20 protein-coding genes are annotated in these 20902 nt (G+C 32.5%); 15 read left to right on the top strand and 5 right to left on the bottom strand.

The window, feature by feature from the left end; genetic code table 11:
- The first annotated feature begins 208 nt into the window (after positions 1–208).
- The 9 genes from C1Y58_RS02175 to C1Y58_RS02135 all read left to right on the top strand — a co-directional run bounded on the left by C1Y58_RS02175 (position 209) and on the right by C1Y58_RS02135 (position 10182).
- Positions 209–1024 carry a DUF2806 domain-containing protein gene (locus C1Y58_RS02175; protein WP_105614348.1) on the top strand — a complete coding sequence of 272 codons (816 nt, stop codon included), beginning with the start codon at positions 209–211 and terminating at the stop codon, positions 1022–1024.
- Positions 1025–1142: 118 nt separating this feature from the next.
- Complete coding sequence (locus C1Y58_RS26675; RefSeq protein WP_105614347.1) at positions 1143–1580, top strand: hypothetical protein; 438 nt, start codon at positions 1143–1145, stop codon at positions 1578–1580.
- Positions 1581–2013: 433 nt separating this feature from the next.
- Positions 2014–3018: a tripartite tricarboxylate transporter substrate binding protein gene (locus C1Y58_RS02165; protein WP_105614346.1), complete on the top strand. Its 1005-nt coding sequence runs from the start codon at positions 2014–2016 to the stop codon at positions 3016–3018.
- A 34-nt stretch (positions 3019–3052) separates the two neighbouring features.
- On the top strand, positions 3053–3487 hold the full coding sequence (locus C1Y58_RS02160) for a tripartite tricarboxylate transporter TctB family protein (RefSeq protein WP_105614345.1): 435 nt from the start codon (positions 3053–3055) through the stop codon (positions 3485–3487).
- A 35-nt stretch (positions 3488–3522) separates the two neighbouring features.
- Entirely contained in the window at positions 3523–5034 is a 1512-nt protein-coding gene (locus C1Y58_RS02155) for a tripartite tricarboxylate transporter permease (RefSeq protein ID WP_105614344.1), read from the top strand.
- Positions 5035–5327: 293 nt separating this feature from the next.
- Positions 5328–6815, top strand: coding sequence for a sulfatase-like hydrolase/transferase (locus C1Y58_RS02150; RefSeq protein WP_105614343.1), 1488 nt, complete (start codon positions 5328–5330; stop codon positions 6813–6815).
- 138 nt (positions 6816–6953) lie between these two features.
- A complete protein-coding gene (locus tag C1Y58_RS02145) occupies positions 6954–8540 on the top strand; it encodes a sulfatase family protein (RefSeq protein WP_105614342.1) in 1587 nt (528 codons plus the stop codon).
- Positions 8541–8691: 151 nt separating this feature from the next.
- Positions 8692–9351 carry a YczE/YyaS/YitT family protein gene (locus tag C1Y58_RS02140; protein WP_105614341.1) on the top strand — a complete coding sequence of 220 codons (660 nt, stop codon included), beginning with the start codon at positions 8692–8694 and terminating at the stop codon, positions 9349–9351.
- 153 nt (positions 9352–9504) lie between these two features.
- Positions 9505–10182: a Crp/Fnr family transcriptional regulator gene (locus C1Y58_RS02135; RefSeq protein WP_105614340.1), complete on the top strand. Its 678-nt coding sequence runs from the start codon at positions 9505–9507 to the stop codon at positions 10180–10182.
- Positions 10183–10320: 138 nt separating this feature from the next.
- Here C1Y58_RS02135 and C1Y58_RS02130 read toward each other — a convergent pair whose 3' ends face one another.
- From C1Y58_RS02130 to C1Y58_RS02115, 4 genes are all read right to left on the bottom strand, one after another.
- Positions 10321–10758, bottom strand: coding sequence for a DUF805 domain-containing protein (locus tag C1Y58_RS02130; protein ID WP_105614339.1), 438 nt, complete (start codon positions 10756–10758; stop codon positions 10321–10323).
- Positions 10759–11317: 559 nt separating this feature from the next.
- Positions 11318–11782 (bottom strand): hypothetical protein, encoded by a 465-nt coding sequence (locus tag C1Y58_RS02125; protein ID WP_105614338.1) that lies wholly within the window; start codon positions 11780–11782, stop codon positions 11318–11320.
- 334 nt (positions 11783–12116) lie between these two features.
- Positions 12117–13130 carry a Gfo/Idh/MocA family protein gene (locus tag C1Y58_RS02120; protein WP_105614915.1) on the bottom strand — a complete coding sequence of 338 codons (1014 nt, stop codon included), beginning with the start codon at positions 13128–13130 and terminating at the stop codon, positions 12117–12119.
- The gene (locus tag C1Y58_RS02115) at positions 13123–14022 is read right to left on the bottom strand and encodes a sugar phosphate isomerase/epimerase family protein (protein WP_105614337.1); all 900 of its coding nucleotides are present in this window, start codon (positions 14020–14022) and stop codon (positions 13123–13125) included. The genes C1Y58_RS02120 and C1Y58_RS02115 overlap by 8 nt, the downstream gene beginning before the upstream one ends.
- 154 nt (positions 14023–14176) lie before the next feature.
- On the opposite strand from C1Y58_RS02115, the gene C1Y58_RS02110 reads away from it, so the two are divergent.
- From C1Y58_RS02110 to C1Y58_RS02100, 3 genes are all read left to right on the top strand, one after another.
- Positions 14177–15079, top strand: a complete 903-nt coding sequence (locus C1Y58_RS02110; RefSeq protein ID WP_105614336.1) for an AraC family transcriptional regulator — start codon at positions 14177–14179, stop codon at positions 15077–15079.
- A gap of 169 nt (positions 15080–15248) precedes the next feature.
- A complete protein-coding gene (locus C1Y58_RS02105) occupies positions 15249–15842 on the top strand; it encodes a GNAT family N-acetyltransferase (RefSeq protein ID WP_105614335.1) in 594 nt (197 codons plus the stop codon).
- 42 nt (positions 15843–15884) lie between these two features.
- On the top strand, positions 15885–16424 hold the full coding sequence (locus C1Y58_RS02100) for a GNAT family N-acetyltransferase (RefSeq protein WP_105614334.1): 540 nt from the start codon (positions 15885–15887) through the stop codon (positions 16422–16424).
- Between the two features lie 136 nt (positions 16425–16560).
- Here the strand turns inward: C1Y58_RS02100 and C1Y58_RS02095 are convergent, their stop codons facing one another.
- Positions 16561–17490, bottom strand: coding sequence for a multicopper oxidase family protein (locus C1Y58_RS02095; RefSeq protein WP_105614333.1), 930 nt, complete (start codon positions 17488–17490; stop codon positions 16561–16563).
- Positions 17491–17695: 205 nt separating this feature from the next.
- On the opposite strand from C1Y58_RS02095, the gene C1Y58_RS02090 reads away from it, so the two are divergent.
- The 3 genes from C1Y58_RS02090 (at position 17696) to C1Y58_RS02080 (ending at position 20749) form a co-directional block, all read left to right on the top strand.
- Complete coding sequence (locus C1Y58_RS02090) at positions 17696–18103, top strand: hypothetical protein (protein WP_105614332.1); 408 nt, start codon at positions 17696–17698, stop codon at positions 18101–18103.
- A 127-nt stretch (positions 18104–18230) separates the two neighbouring features.
- Entirely contained in the window at positions 18231–20039 is a 1809-nt protein-coding gene (locus C1Y58_RS02085; protein ID WP_105614331.1) for a helix-turn-helix transcriptional regulator, read from the top strand.
- 113 nt (positions 20040–20152) lie between these two features.
- On the top strand, positions 20153–20749 hold the full coding sequence (locus tag C1Y58_RS02080) for a YdcF family protein (RefSeq protein ID WP_105614330.1): 597 nt from the start codon (positions 20153–20155) through the stop codon (positions 20747–20749).
- Positions 20750–20902 lie beyond the last annotated feature (153 nt).

Genomic DNA, 20902 nt, shown 5'->3' with positions numbered 1-20902 from the left:
TTATGTTATAATTTTAAATAAATACTTGTACAGTATACAAATGATTAGTTTATGATGGTGATATTTCTATATTTCATTAAAGTTATACGTAATAATCATTGGATGATTTCATCTATTATGCAGATGGATAGTGACAATTTAAACTCTAAACTAGTTTTAACAATTATATTGGAATGAACTTATTAATTTTGTTATAGGAGGGGAGTATATGATTGGCGAAGAATTAAGCGCTTTTTCAGAACCAGTTACAAAATTAGTAGAAAAGGTCGCATCAGCAATAGGAGTATTATATGAACCAAGAAGAATTAGAAGAAAAGCTAGTGCTGATGCAGAAGCACTTTTGATTTCCACTAGAGCAAACATAGATGCAAAAGAATTAGCATCAAGAGCAGCGTATAGATTAACCATCCAAGAAATAAAATATCAAAAAAATATAGAGACGATTTTAGAAAATGCTATAAATTACATTGATCATAGTGATACATATAACGAAGATGTAGATGAAGATTTTTTGATTAATTTTTTTGAAAATTGTAAGTCAGTTTCTGAAAATGAACTTCAACAACTATGGTCAAAAATCCTAGCCACAACTGTTAATGGTAGTTGTACTACTTCTAGGCAGACACTTAATGTTTTAAAAATTCTATCACCTTTTGATGCACGGATATTTGAAGAGTATTCAAGGTATATTATTAATATTTCTAATGTTTTATTTAGGCCAAAAACAAAATACTCTAACTTAAAACTTAGTGAAGAGGGAATTCATATTGGAAAAATAGGACACTTAGATGATCTAGGACTTATCAGAATGGATTCAGTATTTTATTTGAATGAAGACGTTAAAATGAAAGCTAGTTATTGTGGAGATGAGTTATATTTTATACCAAAATCAAAATCTCATCTTAGAGGGGAAAGACTAACATATGCTGGAGAACAAATTTATAATGCAATAGGATTAGCATATGATGAAAAGTATTTACAAGAAGTAAAAATCTATCTATCTAACTTCTGTAAAGTATTATAACATTACAAATTATAGAAAGTTTGAAATAATTATGTTTGTACAGATGTATATGTAGGTAAGTTATGAAGCAATACAAAGTTAGGTAAGTTATTTATACTATGATGAGATGGTGATAAACTTGATAGAAATACATTATGAGGGAGATTTTAGTTTCTCAAGTACTTCCTCTATTATATTTAGTAAATTTTATATCAAGATCGAGACAAGTTCATTTCCCTGTAAAGATTGGACTGATATGCCTTTTGCAGTTTTGAGAATGTGGTGTGAAAGTTTAATCTCAAATGTTATTAATATGAATAGTAATAACTTTGAGTTGTATTTTATGGATGGTCCTTTCTTGATTGAGTGTAAAAGAAATAAAGATCAAATACTAATGGATTTTATTAATAATCGTAATGGTAGGAAAGTAGAATATAGATATTCTATTAGTACTAAAGAATTGATTAAGATAATATCTGAAGTTTCAAAGAGGTTAATATGGTTAGCAGAAAAAAGAAATTTTGGAGAGACTAGAGATGTAGTGGAATTAAAGAAGCTAGTGAAACTATTAGTTTAATCTACTGTGTGTAAGATGAAATTCAAATAAAAAAGAAATAGATAGACCACCATCTACCTATTTCCAATCAATTAACCAATAAATAAACACCCAAAGCGTTTCAATAATTAAATATACCATATATTATCTTAGTCATCAGCTAAATAGTTGATGCTTTTTTATTTAAATTATTATACCTACTCACCAGTTAGTAGACCAGTATCGACGAACTTAAATGAGAAATGCATCAAGAAGACTAAGTTGGATAATAGAAGATGGTTCGTTTTACAATTTAATAGAATTGCATAAAAAAGCATCTAGAGAGGAAAAAAAATTATGCTTTTTTATTGTATTAATGCCATGTGGCATGTTTCTGATTAGTTAAAAGGGATATAATAGATTTATGGATAAGTGCTCTTTGCAATTATTAATAAATCCAAGGTGGAGGTAGAATATGAAAAAGATTTGTATTGGGATAATGGTTATTTTATTGTTAAGTTCGTTGGTAGGTTGCTCCAATAATGAGGAAATAACTTCTGACAAAAATAGTAATGAGGGTTCTTCAAGTGAAAAGATTGTAGAGGAATATTTAAGTGAACCATTACGCATTATTGTTCCTTATGCAGCAGGTGGCGGTGCTGATATAGCAAATAGATTAATTGCTAAGTATTTATCAGATGAGTTAGGAACAGATGTTATTGTTGAGAACAAACCAGGTGCTGGTGGTGTTGTAGCATCTACAGAATATCTTACAGAAAAAGCTAACACAAACACCATCATTTATACGAATAGCTCATTAATGTCTTATATTCCTATGGCTCAGAAGACTGCTTTTACAAGAAAGGATTTTGATCCGATTTTCAGCTTTCAAATTATTCAGTTTGGGTTATATGCTGCACCAGAAAACACAGGAATCAAAAGTATTGAAGATCTAGAAGCTTTTGCTAAAGAGAATCGAATTGTTTTTGGTAGTCCAGGTGTAGGTAAGCCCCTACATAGTACTCAGAAAAAAATATATACTGCAATGGGAGCAGAAAGTGAAACTGTAACTGCTGAAAATGGAAATCAGGGGATTGTCAATTTACTAGCAAATGACACGAATGTTTATGCAACCAGTCTAAGTACTGCAGACCAGTTTGTCAAAGAAGGGTCTATTGTCCCATTAGCTATTTTATCAAATGAAGATTATGATGGACCATATGGCAAGATGAATAGTATCTCAGACTATGGCTATGAAGTTTCCAATGATATGTTGACTATGTTTGCTATACGTAGTGGTACAGATGAAGCCATAATCAATAGATTATATGAAGGATTATTAAATGTATGTCGCAATGAAGAGTTCATAAAAGAAATGGAGAAAGCACAAAATCTAGAAATGAAAAATATGGATGCTGAACAGATTAAAGCTTTCTTAGATGATATGGATAAGATTTCTGAGGAGTTGTTAAGTGAGTAACACAAAGTAAGTAGATGGAATAGAGGTTGTATCAATGAATATAAAGATAAGAAGAGATTTGACCAGTGGTATTGCTCTGATGATATTTTCAGCTATTTTATGGATAATGGTACCCTATCATATTGTTGTTACAGAAGCAGAGAATAACGCTCAATTGTTTCCAAGGATTATTATAGCCACCATGTTTATATTAGCACTATATATTGCAGGAAAGGCTCTAGTGACTAAGAAGGATAAGATTATTGAGTTCAATCTGAAAAAGGAAGGTAAAATGCTACTGTATATGGTTGTTGTTGTAGCATACGTTTTCTTAATTGACAAAGTTGGTTATTTGATTGCAACACTATTTGTTAGTGCTGTAACCTTGGCGGTATATAAGGCGAGAAAAAGTATATATGTTTATATGGCAATATTTGTTCTTGCAGTATATTTCTTATTTACGCTTGTCCTTGGTGTACCACTTCCATAAATTTATTTCGAGCAAGTAGTAAGGAGACAGTTTAAATGGAAAATATTATACAAGGCTTGATAACTGTTATAACAGTTGAACATCTGTTCCTGATTTGTTCAGGAATCTTACTTGGAATGATTTTTGGAGCTATTCCAGGTCTTACACCGGTTCTTGGTATGACTTTGTGCCTACCACTTTCATTTTCAATGAATCCAATTGCAGCAATGGTATTTTTATTAGGTATATATTGTGGTGGTGGGTTTGGAGGATCTATTACAGCAATATTAATTGGTACACCCGGTACAGCCCAGGCTGCTGCCACTTTATTGGATGGATACCCCCTGGCAAAACAGGGGAAGGCTTATAAGACCCTATTAATGGCATTAACATCATCGAGTATTGGTGGGTTTATTAGCGCTATTAGTTTATTGGTATTTGCACCTATCATAGCAAGCTTTGCTATGGAATTTGGACCACCTGAGTATTTTGTTTTGGCGATATTTGGATTAACAATTATAGCTGCCATCAGTGCAAACAGCATTGCAAAAGGAATATTTATGGGAAGCTTAGGTTTCTTAATAGCTATGGTTGGGATCGACAATATTTCAGGTGTATTTCGTTTCACATTTGATTCGGTATATCTTTACAATGGATTTTCATTTGTTAGTATTTTAATGGGTGTTTTTGCAATGAGTAAGGTGTTCACAGGTGTATATGAACATTTCTATAAGCCTGAGGATGATCATAGCCTTCAACAGAAAGAAATTATTGCTTTGGAGGAAAATGATTTTCTCTCAGGTAAAGAAGTTAGAAAAAGCTTAAAGACAATCTTAAAAGGTTCAGTAATTGGTACTATTATAGGTGCTATACCTGCAGCAGGTGCAGGAATTGCATCATTTATGAGTTATAATGAGGCTAAACGTACATCAAAAGATCCAGAATCCTTTGGAAAAGGTAATATGGATGGTGTTGCAGCTTCTGAGTCTGCCAATAATGCCGTTACAGGGTCAGCCTTAATTCCGATGTTGACAGTTGGTATCCCAGGTAGTGGTGGTGCTGCAGCATTAATGGGTGCTCTTACTATTCAGGGACTGGCACCAGGTCCATTATTGTTTAGAGATTACGCAACTGAAATGTATGCCGTCATGGTAGGGCTATTATTAATAAATATAATTATGTACTTTGAAGGTAGATTATTAATGAAGTATTTTGCCAAAGTAGCAAAGGTACCCAATGAATTCATTATGGCAGCGTTGATATTCCTATGTGCAGCAGGTACATATTCAGTAGGAAGGAATATGTTTAACATTTATGTATTAGTTGGTGCAGGGATAGTGTTTTATCTATTTAAAAGATTTGGTTATCCTGTCATGCCTATTGTCCTTGGATTAATCCTAGGATCAGTTGCTGAAGACAACTTAAGAAGATCACTTGTTATTTCTAAAGGTTCATGGGATATCTTTTTCACTAGACCTATTTGCATTGTGTTTATTTTACTAACGGTTATCGTTATTATCGGTGTTATTCAACAGAATAGAATAAAGAAATCAAAAGTAAGTTCGTAATATCCTTATATATAATTAGATAATTAATAGAGTGAAGTGGAAGCAATATTATTACCAATATATATAATTGAACACCTATTGAAATTAAACACCTCCGGCTATAATCATTTGCAGGAGGTGTTCTTATGTAAAATATGGTGCAAAAGAATAGCAAATGGAGTTTATTATAAAAGATTTCTAAAAGTGACGGGTGGCATTTTTTTAGCTAGAAGTCTTTGTTATAATTCCTTATAAACACAATAAAATAGTATTCAATTTAAACAGATTCTAAATACAAAAAGGAATGATAGAATATGAAAAAACCAAATATCGTTTTTATTCTAAATGATCATCAAGCTTATTACCGACACGGTTGGGATGGAGACGTTAAACCCAAGACACCTAATTTTGATAAGTTAGCTAGTGAAGGTGTAGAGTTTACAAATGCCTATTGTGCGACACCATTATGCAGTCCAGTACGACGTTCAATGTTAAATGGTTTATTTTCACATACCCATGGCCATCTCTTTAATTTTTCTGAGACACCCTATGTTGAAGAAAGCTATCTTAAAAAGTTAAATGGAGACGGATATAAGAACTACTACTATGGGAAGTGGCATGCTGGTCCAGGTACACCTATAACCCATCAAAAGTGTGAAGGATTTAGTTGTGAGGGTTATGGCAATCCATATATATCAGATGAGTATAAAGCGTATCTCAAGAAAAATAAACTACCTAAAGCACTACATAAGATTGAATATGATTTTACACCTGAAGATATGGTTGAAAGCAACGTATTTAAAGGCTTGATAGAAGGAGCTAACTACTCTTGTGAAGCATTTTGGTGTGGAGAACATGCTGTTGGTATAACGACAACACCAAAAGAAACTCATGAAGCATTTTTCTTAGCCAACCTGGCATGTGATCAATTAGAAGAAATTAGTAAGAGCGATAGTGAAGAACCCTTTCACTTACGTGTTGATTTTTGGGGACCTCACCAACCCTTCTTCCCTACACAAGAATATTTAGATATGTATGACCCATCAGAGATCCAAGTCTATGGAAGTCATTTTGATGATTTAAATAATCGACCTGAAGTGCACCGGGAGGAACGCAATTTACCATTAGGTGATAAAGATGGTAAAATTATTAGTCCAAGCCCACTAAAGTGGGAACATTGGCAACAGATTCTAGCTAGAGCATATGCTCATCAGACAATGATAGATGATGCAGGAGGAGTGATCATCAATAAATTAAAAGAACTTGGTCTAGATGAAAATACCATTGTCATTTGGTCTGCAGATCATGGTGATGCTTTAGCAAGTCATGGAGGACATTTTGATAAATGCTCCTATATGTCTCAAGAAGTCATGCGAATTCCAATGGCTATCCGATGGCCAAACAAGTTAAAACCACATCAGGAATGTAATGAATTAATCTCCAATATGGACATACCAACAACTATCTTAGATGCCGCAGGTTTATCTTTTACTGAAAAAGTACATGGTAGAAGTATACTGGACTTATTTTCACAAGATCAGGTATCATGGAGAGAAGACTTAATGTGCGAAACAAGTGGTCATGGTTATGCGGAAAAAATTAATGGACGTATGTTAGTTAAGGGTAATTATAAATACGTATCATTTGAAGGTCAACTAAAAGAGTTATATAATTTAAAAGATGACCCATATGAACTTGATAATTTAATTGGTAAAAAAGAGTATGCTGAAATCGAGAATGAAATGATTAAAAAATTAAAAAGGTGGCAAAAAGAAACCAATGATCCTTTAGTTTTAGATTAAAGAAAAGTTATCTCCATATGCTAATGTAAATCTGTGACTAAAACTGTTTATGGAATTATATTAATAGGTAACTGAATATGTAACGTGTATTAACTAAATAAAATTCTTCTAAAATAATAAAGGAAGAAGGCGATTTTTATGATAAGGAAAGAAAAAAATAACCCCAATATTGTATTTATACTATCTGATGACCATGGTGTCTGGGCAATGGGATGCTATGGAAATAAGGAAGTTAAGACTCCAAACTTAGATAGGTTAGCTCGGGAGGGGATGTTATTTACAAATTATTTCTGTACATCTCCAGTTTGTTCAGCCGCACGTGCTTCCCTCCTAACAGGAAGAATTCCATCACAACATGGTATTCATGATTGGTTAGGTAAAGGTTGTATTAATAAAGAAGCATATAAAAATAAAAGAGTTAGTAAAAAGCGATATATTGCTTCTTTAGGCGATAATACGGATATTGATTTTAATACTGTGCCTGAGGAGGAAACCGTTGATATATCAGAAACGGCTCAATATAGATTTATTAAACATGAAAGTGACGAAACTATCCAATATCTTAAAGATCAGTTAGGGTATACAGATATTCTGAATAGTAATGGGTATCAGTGTGGTATAAGTGGTAAATGGCATTTAGGGGATAGTCCTAACCCTCAAAAAGGATTTTCTTACTGGTCTGTTATAGGTAAGGGAGGATGTATTTATCATTTACCTGATTTTCATAGATATGGTCAACTAACCATTGAAGATCGGTATATAACAGACATCATAACAGAGGAAGGTATACAATATATAGAAAAATGTAATGATGCTGATCAACCCTTTTACTTAAGCCTTCACTATACAGCACCCCATTCCCCTTGGATTAAAGAGGACCAACCTAAAGATATATGGGATTCCTATAACGAGTGTCCTTTTGAATCAGTTGAAGATGAGCCTATTCATCCTTGGCAAGTATATAGGAGACATCCTGGAATTGAGAATAAAGATAAAAGAAGATATATGCTACAAGGTTATTATACAGCTGTAACGGCAATGGACAAAAGTGTCGGCGACATTCTTAATAAGCTTGATGAATTAGGAATTAGAGATAATACCATTGTAGTATTTACCTCTGATAACGGTATGAATTTAGGACAACATGGTATTTGGGGAAAAGGTAATGGTACATTTCCGCAAAATATGTATGACACTTCAGTAAAAGTTCCAATGATCATATCTAGACCTCAGCATATTCCGCAAGGATTAAAATGTGATGAGCTTTTAAGTCACTATGACTTTATGCCGACGATATTAGATTATGTAGGACTCCATAATCCAGAGGCTGAAAAATTACCTGGAATGAGTTTTGCTAATTTACTTAGAGGCGTTTCTATGGAAGAAAGAGAGAACGTCGTCGTCTATGATGAATACGGTCCAGTAAGAATGATCCGTACTAAGGAATTTAAATATGTCCATAGATACCCCCATGGACCACATGAGCTCTATGATGTTATTCATGATCCACATGAGAAGATTAATTTGATTAATAATGAAGCACAAAGAGATACAGTCGTTAGATTAAGAGGAATGCTTGAGAGTTGGTTTGTTCAATATGTGAATCCAAATATTGATGGCGCTCGTCTACCAGTGACAGGTGATGGACAGATTGACTTACCAGGAACATTAAGTAACGGAAAAACATCATTTAATGGAATTTACAAATCATACTATGACAAGTAAATAAGAAGTTGCATAAGTGTAATAGGTGATAATTATGATTGCGCGTAGTCATCATATGTGTTATATTGACATGATATGTAGTGAGCGTATTATATATCGCCTATTACTATGCACTGAATAATTTACGTAGCGCTTGTACAGGGAGGAAAACATGTTAAAAAACACAATCTTAACAAAAATGATACTAGCATTGCTGGGAATAATATCTTTATCATTTTCCATAGTCTTACTCATCAAGACGGGGCTAGGATTAAATGCTTTAAATGCTCTATACGCAAATTTATCAATTGCAACTGGGTTATCCATTGGATTTTTCAGTTGGTTTATAGGCTTTATCTTTATATCTATTAACAAAGTCATATCTAAGAAAAAATTTAATTGGGGAGCACTGGTAGTCGCTTTTTTGATAGGTTATTGCATTGATTTTTTTATGAAATCATTAGAGAATAGCTTTCATTATGACTACTTAATGACAAATATCGTGATCTTTATCGTTATGACGATTGTTTCTGGAATTGCCATATCTTTATTAATTTTTAGCGGGATGCCATCACCACTTGAAGAGTATCAATTTGCAATATGTAAATTATTTAAGACGACTATAGGTACATCAAAACTTTATACAGATTTATCTTTAGTCATCTTCGCAGTATTAGTTGGTCTTATATGGGGGAATGGTTTAGGTCAAATTAATATAGGGACCATCATTATTTCATTAGTTACTGGAAAAATTGTGGATATGTCACTCAAATCCTTAAAGAATATAGAGAAAAAGTTGGAGATGAGCAAGATTAAACTTAATAAAGTTTAATAGTTTTTTTGATACATAGAGGGTAATTGAGATATGAGTTTACATACACTAACGATAGGTTCTTACAATGGAATTTTAAAAGAATAGCTGATAAAACTTTTAATATGTTATAATATGATAAATAGCATGAAATAATTGGAAGTGGGTAGAATAGTGAACTTAGAGGAACTTATCAAGGAATCTGATGATATTCGAGAGTTAATTAAAAATATGCCAATTGATATAAAAAAACGTTGTCATATTAAGCGTTTTGAACCAGATAGCGTTATCTTAAAAAAAATGGATGAAATAAAATATGTGTATATACTGTGCAAAGGTGAATGTTGTGTTATGAATGAATTCAAAGAAGGTTATCTATATGTATTCGGTAGAGCAAAGGGAATTCATTTTATTGGAGAGCAGGCAGTTCTTGCTGATCAACTAGAAGCTGCTGTTACTATTCAAACAGTTACTGACTGTATTCTAATACAATTATCTCGACAGGATTTTTGGAAATGGATACAGAATGACCACACTTGTACTATTATTTTATTAAAAAAATTAGCTAAAAGACTATATCCTGTTTCAAAAGATAGAGGTATGATACGATATTATCCAAGCATATATTTATTAAAAAAGTTCCTCGTAAAAGAATTTGTAGAGTTTAATGGTGATCATTTATATATAAGAAAAACAAGGCAACAGATTGCAGATGAAATAGGAGTAAGTCTAAGAAGTGTTGAAAGAGGCATAAAAACTCTTAAGAATAAAAAACTCTTAAATATAGTAAAAGGGAAAGTCTATATTGATCAATTAATGTATGAAAACTTATTAAATGAAGTTGACGACTAGACAACTTGTTGTAAATAGAGAAGGTTAAAAACATTAGTTAATATAGAAAAGGAATCACAAGGATCAATACCAAGAAGATGATGATTCTTGATCATAAAAAAACTGTTGGCAGGTAGCTGCCAACAGTTTTTTTAATGTTTAGTTGATATTTTTTTCATCATCTTGTGTTATTGTATCGTACATAAATGGATCATCGTTCAAAGGATCGTTACCATAATCATTAGGTCCATCTGTACCCTTCCAGAAGGTGAGGTAGATACCTGCAATAAGTGAAATAATATTAGAAATAACTGGTATTGACAAAACACCTATAAAAATAACAATAGCCCACCACCCAGAATGGTTTAAATCGTGGAGTCTTCGTACATGTAAACTTGTTGAAGAGACGAATGGTAGTATCATAAGTACAAGGAAGATAATTAATTCAACTGTTGTAGGTTCACTAAGCATTAATATTAGGTAAATGATTAACCAATAAGCAAATAGAACACAACCATAGCCGAAATAAGCTAAGCGATTTATCCGTCCTTTGAAGCTGAAAAAAGTATTTATCAATTTCTTTAATTGTTCTTTCATTTTATCACACTTTCTATATGTATAAAATTAGTATAACACCCAACTATAGGATAGTAAACAATTAAATGACTTCATGTGTGCCCTTATTACCACAATCACATTCCACATCTGATTATTCTTTAAGTAAATGGACATTAAGTCCAATTGGTGGTTTGTGGGTGTATTTTGCATCATCACATCTTTGAAATTTGAATGAATTTGCATTTATTTGAAATAAAAAATAAATGCCTTTAATGAAGAGGGATGAGCGTAGGAGTATACCTCTTCCGGATATAATGCTTAGTGAGAATGTAAGAGTAAGTCTAAAATTTAAATCGATGTTGTGTTATGAATCTCAACTGAAAAAGGATCTAAGGGACTACTAATTAGCTTTTGTTAAGAAAGATGAAGTATTTTGGTTAGTATCATAGTTAAAAAAATCTCCAACTTGATTATAATCAGGTTGGAGATTTTTATAGTTTACATGATAGACTCATAGGATACAGCCTATCAACATGATACCTATTCAACAGTATTAACTATGTAATATATTAGATTTTCTTTTATAGTAGTAATGTGTTTAGATTCCACCTAGTGGTACATAAAGTGCATCAAAGTCTTGGCCGCCTCCTTCAATATTGACCACAAGTCCATAGCAACCCCAAGAAGGATAATATTTTACGCATGGTGTAACTCTCCAGTCAATACCTTTTAATTTGACATTGTACCCACGTCCCACCATCACACCATTTTTGTCTGCCTCGCCTTCAAGAATAAGTGAACCACGGAAATAGACTTTTATCTCACCAATATTATCAGGATCTTCCATGTCATAAGTCCCTGTTACTCTAACTGTTCCAAATTTAACTTTCTTTTTGAATTTAATACCCAAAAATTTAACTTTCACTCTTTTTGTTATTTTATATGACTTATCAAACTCACCAGTGTATTCGGATGCAAGAGCATCGATAGGTAAAGATGTTAAGCACATGATCATAACAAGGGCATATAGTAGTATTTTCTTAGATGTAGCTTTGATTTTCATAAAAAATCACTCCTCATATTGTATTTTTTTATATCTACGTAGATACGTGAATATATTAAAGTAGTTATGTGATGATTTTGTGATGATATGATAAATTCATTTTAGAGATTTATTATACTAGTTAAATGTAAAGAAATGTAGGATACGTGGAATATTAAATTTCGATAAGAGGATAAATGTGTGTTTAGGTTGAATTCCAAATCCAGATAAAGCAAAAGAGTATGATGCACTTTTCTCTAAGAAATGATTTTTGAAGAGTGTACGAACCTATATAAATGATAGGTAAAGTTAAACTGCTATCAAATACCTGATAGCAGTTTTGCTTAGAGTCTGTCTATAATATCTCTTTACTTAAATAGATTTTCCTTTCTTTTTTAGCACTTTTAATAGCACCAAAGACCATAGCCATGCTATAACGATTATCTCTGCAATCTGTATCAGATTTTTTACCTTTAATAACTGATTCAAACATTTCATCAATACAGCCAGCATGATCTGTTTTTTCATTCCATGAAAAACCAGGTAGCACTTTCTTTGTTTTATTGGTTTCATCAATGACTTCAGCATACATATTATTTTCGTCTATGTATACAGCTGTACCTTTTGATCCTTGCACCCGCCATTGACCTTCCCAAGGAGTACTAATACCATGAGCGCACCATGAGCCAGTATAGTTTAAAACACAGCCATTATCAAACTCAAAGATGCATATAGCTGAGGCATTGCCTTTATACCATGAACCCTTTGGGTTGTACTCTTGACAATAAACAGATATGGGTTTTGCATTGATTAAAAATCGGGCTTGATCAAAAGTATGAATTGCCATATCTAGAATAAGAGGACTGTCCATTAATTCTCTAAATCCTCCGAAATGAGGTCCGAGGAAAAAATTAACACCTAAGTAGCCAACTTCGCCTAATGTTTCTTTTGTTAGAAGTTCTTTAAAACCTCTAAAACCTTTTAAATATCTTCTATTCTGCATAACGGCATAAAATCCATCATGATCATTAACAAGTTTTACAATATCGTTGACCTCTTCCATGCTATTCGCCATAGGTTTCTCACCTAAAACATGGCATCCAGCTTGAATGGCTGTAGATACCACTGAATAATGATGGGCAGGTGTAGTTAAGTCACAAACCATATTAGCATTGGTAGTAGCTATGGCTTCTTCTAACTGAGTGAAGATTTTACAATCTAATCCATATTCTTTTTTCTTTATTTCCGCGTTACTAGGTATAATATCAACTAAAGCAACAATATCCGCATCTGCTCTTTTGGTTATACTAGATAGCCAATTATTGCTGATATTTCCACAGCCTACAATTATAATTTTATATTTACTCATAGTAAAAGCTCCCATCTTCTTTTTGGGGGTTCGAAATAAAATCGCCTCCCCTGCATTGTTTCAAGTAATTTAATCCGCTTACTTGACCTGTCATTTCTAATTCACCTTTATAAATGGGATCATGAAAACCTTCAATATCAATACTTCCTTCAAAGTCATTTTGTCGTAGTATAGAGATAATATTGGTCCAATTAGAATCTCCGAATCCTGGTGTACGATGCCATGCAAATTTTTTAGGTCCATGTACACCATATTTATGAATAATATCCCAATCAATTGTTGCATCTTTTCCGTGTACATGAAAGATTTTACTAACCCATTCCTTTAACTGTGGTATGGGATTGATTAAACTCACCATCTGATGGCAAGGTTCCCACTCTAGACCTAGATTATCGTATGGTACTGCATCAAACATCATCTCCCATGCAGTAGGATTATGAGCTATATTCCAATCACCTGTCTCCCAAGTTCCTCCCATATCACAATTTTCAAAAGCTATTTTAATACCTTTGCTCTCTGCTCTCTTAGCCAGTTCAGCAAAGACATCTTTAAATCTATAAATATTCTCATCGATAGGTACATTTTTTAATCTGCCAGTAAAACCAGTTACTAAATTACAATCAAAGAGATGAGCATGATCAATGATTGTTTCCCATTGTCTAATATCCTCATCAAAAGTTAAAGGATTACTGAAAATGGATAATGATGAGATGCTAATTTCTCTAGGTTTCAATAATGCATTCACTTTTTTTGCTGTTTCAGCAAAATCAAAGTTATCACAGTTTTTCCAAAAGGTTAAACTAAAACTCTCAAAACCATGATCCACAATTTGTGGAATGATTTGTACACATTCTTTTCCTTGTACTAGGGTACCAATACGAATTTCTTTCATCACCTATACCTCCATAAAAAACATAAGATTAATTAATATTCTATAAAACTCGATCTTGATAATATTAATATATTTTAATTTTAAGGGACATCAATTATAATGAATATAGATAATATTATGCAAAAGTTATGGGATTTTAACATTGGAGGTTTTTATGGAAGATAAGAGTATAGCTTTTAAAGAAAGAACACTACTTAGTTGTAAAGAATATCCGATAAACGTATTTAATCTTCAATCAAAAACAATGGTATTCCCGTTTCATTGGCACGAACACTTAGAGCTTATATGTTTATTGGAGGGACAAGCAGAGATTCATGTTGGTGATCAAGTGATTGATGCTAATGCTTGTGATATTATTATGATAAGACCAAATGAGGTACATTTTGCTCATAGTATTAATAATACGAAGGTCAAGTTAATAGCACTTGTTTTTAACTCTTCTTTGCTATTAGATAGTGCTCATAATGACTTGAGAGAAGTCATAGATCCATACATAAATGATGACTATTCAACCCCTACTGTCATAAAAAATATTGACCAGTCAAGTACTTATTTCTATGATTTACTTGTTTCGATTCAAAAGGAGTTTGTAGAACAAGACAAAAATTATCTGATAAAAGCAAGCAGTTTACTTACACTATTTTTTGTTGAGCTCAGTAGAAATTATCCGCCTGCATTGAAAAAGGGAAAATCATCATCTTTGAGTAAAGTAAATATGGCAAGACTTAGAGAACTCTTTGATTATATAGAGCGTAATTATTATGATAAAATAACCATTGAGGTAGCAGCTGACATTGTTGGTGTAACGCCTAATTATTTTTGCAAACTATTTAAAAAGGTGACAGGGCGAACTTTTATACAATATCTCAATCTATATCGTATCAATAAGGCTGAAGAAATTATACAAGATAGTCATAAATCTATAACTGAAATATCTTTTGACATCGGATTTTGCAATGTAAATTATTTTGATCAAGTATTTAAAGAGTACAAAGGTTATTCTCCTTCAACAATTAGAAAAAAAGGATTAATAATCAAACAAGTAGATAGCTTTTAGTTTTAAAAGTTAAAATTATTATAATTATTCTATACCATTGAACACAGTAACAGTATAACTTATGATTATTTTATATAAGCAAAAATTAAATGAATACAGCACTAAAGATTTTGTTTTAAAGTATGAAAAATTTTTGAGTTAAGATAAAGAAAGAGAAGGTGTAAATAGTATGGATATAACTATAAGACTTGAAACGGAACAAGATTGGAGAGAAGTTGAACTTCTTACTCGAGAAGCATTTTGGAAAAAAGAACGCATTGAAGAGATGGGTATTGGATGTGATGAACATTATTTGGCGCATACATTACGTACAGCTCCTGAATTTATTCCAGAACTTGATTTTGTCGCTGAGTTCAATGGTCGTTTGGTAGGAAATATCATGTATAGTAAGTCATATGTACTTTTACCAGACGGATCACATCATGAAGTTATCAACTTTGGTCCTTTAAGTGTCTTACCAGAGTTTCAGAAACAAGGTGTAGGTAGTGCTTTGATGCGACATTCACTGAAAGTTGCTACTGAGTTGGGTTACGGTGCTGTAATATTTTTTGGGCATCCAACTTATTATCCTCGCTTTGGATTTAAAGAGGCAAAAGAATTTAATATTTCAACGAGTAAGGGAGAAAATTTCCCAGCATTTATGGCTATGGAACTTATTGAAGGTGATTTGAAAGGTATTTCAGGTAATTATTATGAGTTACCATTATTTGATGTGGATATAGACAAAGCAAGAGTTTATGATGTGCTTTTCCAAAAGAAGTAATTATTGAAGAGCGTAACTATATAAATGAGGAGGTAATAGAGTATGAAAATAACCTTTGAAGAGTTTGTCGATGAGATTGATGCACTAGTTGAATTCCTAACATCTAATACTTGGGAGTTTCATGGGACATCGAACCCAAAACCAGAAAGGATTAGAGCAAGCTATAAAAATCAATTTTATACTGGAGATGATTGCAAAACCTTTTGGGTGGTTTTAGATGGAGATATAAAAGTAGGACTATTAAGAATTTATGATTTACAAGATAGTACTCCAGTTTTTGATATAAGAATTTCAAGTCAATACAAGGGTAAGGGGATTGGTACTATAACTATTAAGTGGCTTATTGATTATGTATTTAATAAACTATCTGAAAAGGTTAGGATAGAAGGTAATACAAGACAAGATAATTATGGAATGCGATGTGTTTTCCATAAGTGTGGTTTTGTTAAAGAAGCCCACTATAGAAAAGCATGGGTATGTAGTAATGGAGAGGTATATGATGCAGTTGGTTATGGTATTACAAAAGAAGATTGGCAAAATGAGAAAATCACACCAGTGGATTGGGATGACTTCAAGTACTAAGCATAACATTATACATTTTAACTGATTATAAGAACTTCGTTATACATAAACTAATATGCATATTTATATTCAAAAGAACTGCTAACATTGACTTGTCAGCAGTTCTTTACTTATAAAATTATTTAAGAGTGAAGTTTTAAACGGGACATGTGATTTTTTTCAAATACTTAGCTGCATCAAAACCATTATAGATAACTGCTGTTGTCATTCCACCTAAAGGTAGCGTCATGTTATTACTAACATGGTGGGGGATATGGCAATGAAGGGGCCAATAACCTGGGTTATTAGCTTTAAATTCAATATCCCAAGTTTCACCTGAAGATACTAATAGAGTGTTTTTTAGAAGTCGATTTTCTTTAGCAATAGTATTACCGTCTGATGCTGACACATAAAATTGATGACCATGGAAGTGTATCGGATGATTCTTAAGACCTATATTACCGTACCGTATGCGGACATTATCACCTTTATCGATTCTTAAAGGTGTTGTGTAGGGGAAGCACCTTCCATTCATCATGTAGAAATTTTCGTCCATAGATGAGAACTTTGTATGATAAGCACCAGGGTTTAATGAATATTGATCTATCTCCAGGGTATAAGCACTTAACATAATAAAAAAGTCTTTTTGAATATCTTCTTCTCTGGGATCTAAGATGATAAAAGCTCCTTCTAAGCCCATCAAATCTTGTTTGACAGTATAAAAGTGTGAATGATACATATGTGTACCGGGAGGATTAGTTATTTTGAACTGATAATCGAAGTAACAACCAGGGTCAATCTTAGGTGAAGGTTCGATCGCGGGAACTCCATCCATGTTATTTGGTATATCTAATCCATGCCAATGTACACTAGTTGGCTCTGGAAGCTTATTGTAGACTCTTATACAGACTTCTTCATTAGGATATACAAATATGGTAGGTCCGGGTGTGCTGCCATTGTATCCCCATACATTCATGAAGATACCAGGGAGAATTTCTCTTCTCACTGGCTCAGCTATGAGTTCAAAATATCTAACGTTATCCTTTATGACATAAGGAAGATTAGGTACATCAGGTGTGATTACCATAGTGACCTCCAAAAAAATAATTTAATAAAGAATATTAATTAATAAGCTTAATTATACCAGAGATTTATTACATACTCATCATAATCCTGTTATAGTATAGTTTTACAGTAATATAAGTGATATAATTGTAAATGGTGAAACTATAAAGTTTCCTAAAGATATAGGTTTGATTTAATGAAGAGTGTAACAGTTAGTGGAGGAAAGTATGAAGAATATAAATAAAATAGTTAGTCTTATTGTGATGATTCTACTACCAATAGTTATATCAATCCTATTAAGTTTCATTGGTGATCTTATCTATTTCAATTACATAGCCTTTGTAATACCGATTTATACAGGTTTAATGATTATTTATATGCAGGTAAAAACGAAATTTAAAAGTGAATTCATTAAGATTGGTGGCCTTATTGCTTCTGCATTTATACAGCATGTTTATAGCTTTTGGTACTATCTAGAACAGCAGAGTGAATTTGATAGATGGTGTGAATTGAATAATGAACCAAAAGATTTGGATAGCATCATCATTTTTTTTGTAGCAGCTGGATTTGACTTGCTTATTTATATTCTAGTAATTGCAATTCTGATAGCATTATATTATGAATTAAAAGAGTAATTCGATTAACTTAACTATAGGTTGTTTTTTTTGCTATCAACTTAACTGTTATCATATGGTTATATGGGTATACCATTGATATAATTATTCTATCAGCGTTGATTATTCTATTATACGAGGTGTTTATATGTTTGATATATGTAAAGTTGGAAACCAGATAGCCCTTTTGCGTAAAGAAAAGGGGTTAACACAGGAATCAATAGCGGAGAAAATTAATGTAAGTCCTCAAGCAATAAGTAAGTGGGAAAATGGTCATTCTTTACCTGAGACGTCTCTATTACCTGAACTTGCAAAAATATTAGGGTGTTCTGTTGATGCCATTTTAATGCCTTCAGAGCTGCAGATATTAGAGGCTATTTATACGGATGGTTATACTTCTTTCAATGTTACAGAAAGACTGAATAAACTTGTTGATCATGGTGTATTATCCATAACAGTTGGAGAAGAAAGTTTATTAAAAGTAAAAGACAGCAATAGAATTTGGTTCCTCATTCTAAAGTATAAAATACCCAATGGGATTTACTATAGCTATTCCAAGCAAGGAGTGTCTTTGAGTATTGATACTAAGATGACAGGTTATCAAACTGAAAAAGATATAAAAATCGTTGATGCTTATTATGGTAATAGCGAAGTGAATATAAATGTCATGCACAAAATGAAACATTATGAGTTTTTTAATTGGACTAAATATAAGATTAATCATGAAACATTTCCTAGTAATCCAGCAACTTCAGATAAAGAATATCTATCAATAATCTATACAGATGATAATGGTCTACAACTAATAGTTGGCGAGGAGAATGAAAGCATTGTATACTCACCTGATAAAAAGAAATTATTGAAAGAATCCTCTTTACTTGATCGAATGGTGATGGAAGGCATAGAACCGTTAGGCTTTGGTAAGAAGATGGATTGCAGCTGGGCTGGAGCATTAACAGTTGCATTAAAAGCATTGGGAAGAAATGCAACTTATGAAAAAGTTATGGGAGTTTCAGGGGTTTGCTATCGATTGGCATTTCATCCTATTTGGGATTACAGTTCAGTGGATGCACTTGTCGCATATGATTATGCTACTCCAGGTTATCAAGCTTTTGGATTTAAACATGTCCATGCAGAGAGAGTACCAAAAGAGCATAGAGAAGAGGAAAGAAATTGTATTATAAGAGAGTTGAATAACAATATTCCGGTCCTAGCAATAAACTTACGTGTTGCACCAGAATGGGGTGTCATAACGGGATATGATAATCAAGGGAAGACATTTCTTTGTAGAACTTATTTTGATCAGGAGATCATAGAACAAGAGTTTACTGGACAAGATAGGTACTTAATTGCTGATAACTGGCCTTTTATTATAAGTCATTTTGAAGAAGAGTTTACACCACCTTCAGACCAAGAGAATTTAGTTAATTCATTGAAAGTCATGATTGATTGCAACTGTATAACAGAGAAGAGACGAGGGTATGCTTTAGGGTATGAAGCCTATAAGATTTGGTGTAAAGCTCTTAAAGATAGGCAATTATTTTCTGAATTAAACAGCAATGATGAGGATTTCATGAGAAGACTTGATGTCAATCATTTCTGCGTCATGGCTTTAGTGGATGCTCGAAGATGTGCTTATGAATATCTAAGAGAAAGTTCATGGCTCTTTAATGATCAAGTGAGGAGCTCATTACTTGAGTTATCTGAAGTATATAAAGAGATGTATTTATGTATTAATCAACTATTTGAGAAGCTACCCAAAGTTAATAATATTGATAAAAAAAGGGTAAGATCTATCTGGACAGATCAATTAAGGGAGGAACAAGCAGACGTTCTTCAAAGAGTCTTAAGCCTTGAGATAGAAGCTGAAAAAAAGGCTAGAGATATACTACTTATGATAGATAAAGCGAGTCATATTGGCAACGATGAGAAAGATATTACTAGGGAATTACTGTAATAGTATAGAATAATTAAGTCATATAAATCTGCATAGTAATCCTGTAATATAAGAAATAGCTTTATGAGATAATAGATTGATAAAGTGACTAATAATTGTAATGAGGAATCGATATGATAAAAATTAATCTAAAAAGAGTTCTATTATTAATTGTAGCAATTTGCATAGTTTATGTTGGTTATGTATCTGTAGATATATACCTGTATGGAAATAGGAATGAAATTGTAGAAGCAGATGCAGCCTTGGTTCTTGGAGCAGCAGCGTGGGGGGATCAACCTTCACCTGTTTTTGAAGAGCGAATTAAGCACGCCATATGGTTATACAAGAATGGATATGTTGATAAGATTATTTTCACTGGAGGTATTGGTGAAGGAGATAAAAATTCAGAAGCAAGTGTAGCTAAGAATTATGCAATTAATCATTTGGTACCTAGTGAAGATATCTTCATTGAGGAACAATCAAAAATAACACAAGAAAATATATTCTATGCTATAAAAATAATCGAAGATAATGATATTTCTAATGTCGTAATAGTTAGTGATCCATTGCATATGCGTAGGGCTATGTTAATGGCGAGTGATTATGGATTAAATGCTTATTCATCCCCGACACCTACTACAAAATATACATCGCTAAAAAGTCAATTAACTTTTTTAGGAAGAGAAGTTTTCTTTTATGTGGGGTATCGAGTTTATAGGGTGATTTATTAAACTGATAAATCTTGATCAGTTGGAATAATAAAAATGTAGCGAAAATGTTTTAAATATTGGCTATATACATTGTCCTTAACTGTTTATAAAAAAGGTTGCAAAGATTAACTTCATATGATATAATAAAAAAGTTAGTTTATTATTTGAATGAAT

The organism is Vallitalea okinawensis (genome assembly GCF_002964605.1).
Lineage (GTDB): Bacteria > Bacillota > Clostridia > Lachnospirales > PQDH01 > Vallitalea_A > Vallitalea_A okinawensis.
The sequence above is the reverse complement of the archived record's forward strand: the minus strand, read 5'-3'. Positions and strand labels throughout refer to the sequence as shown.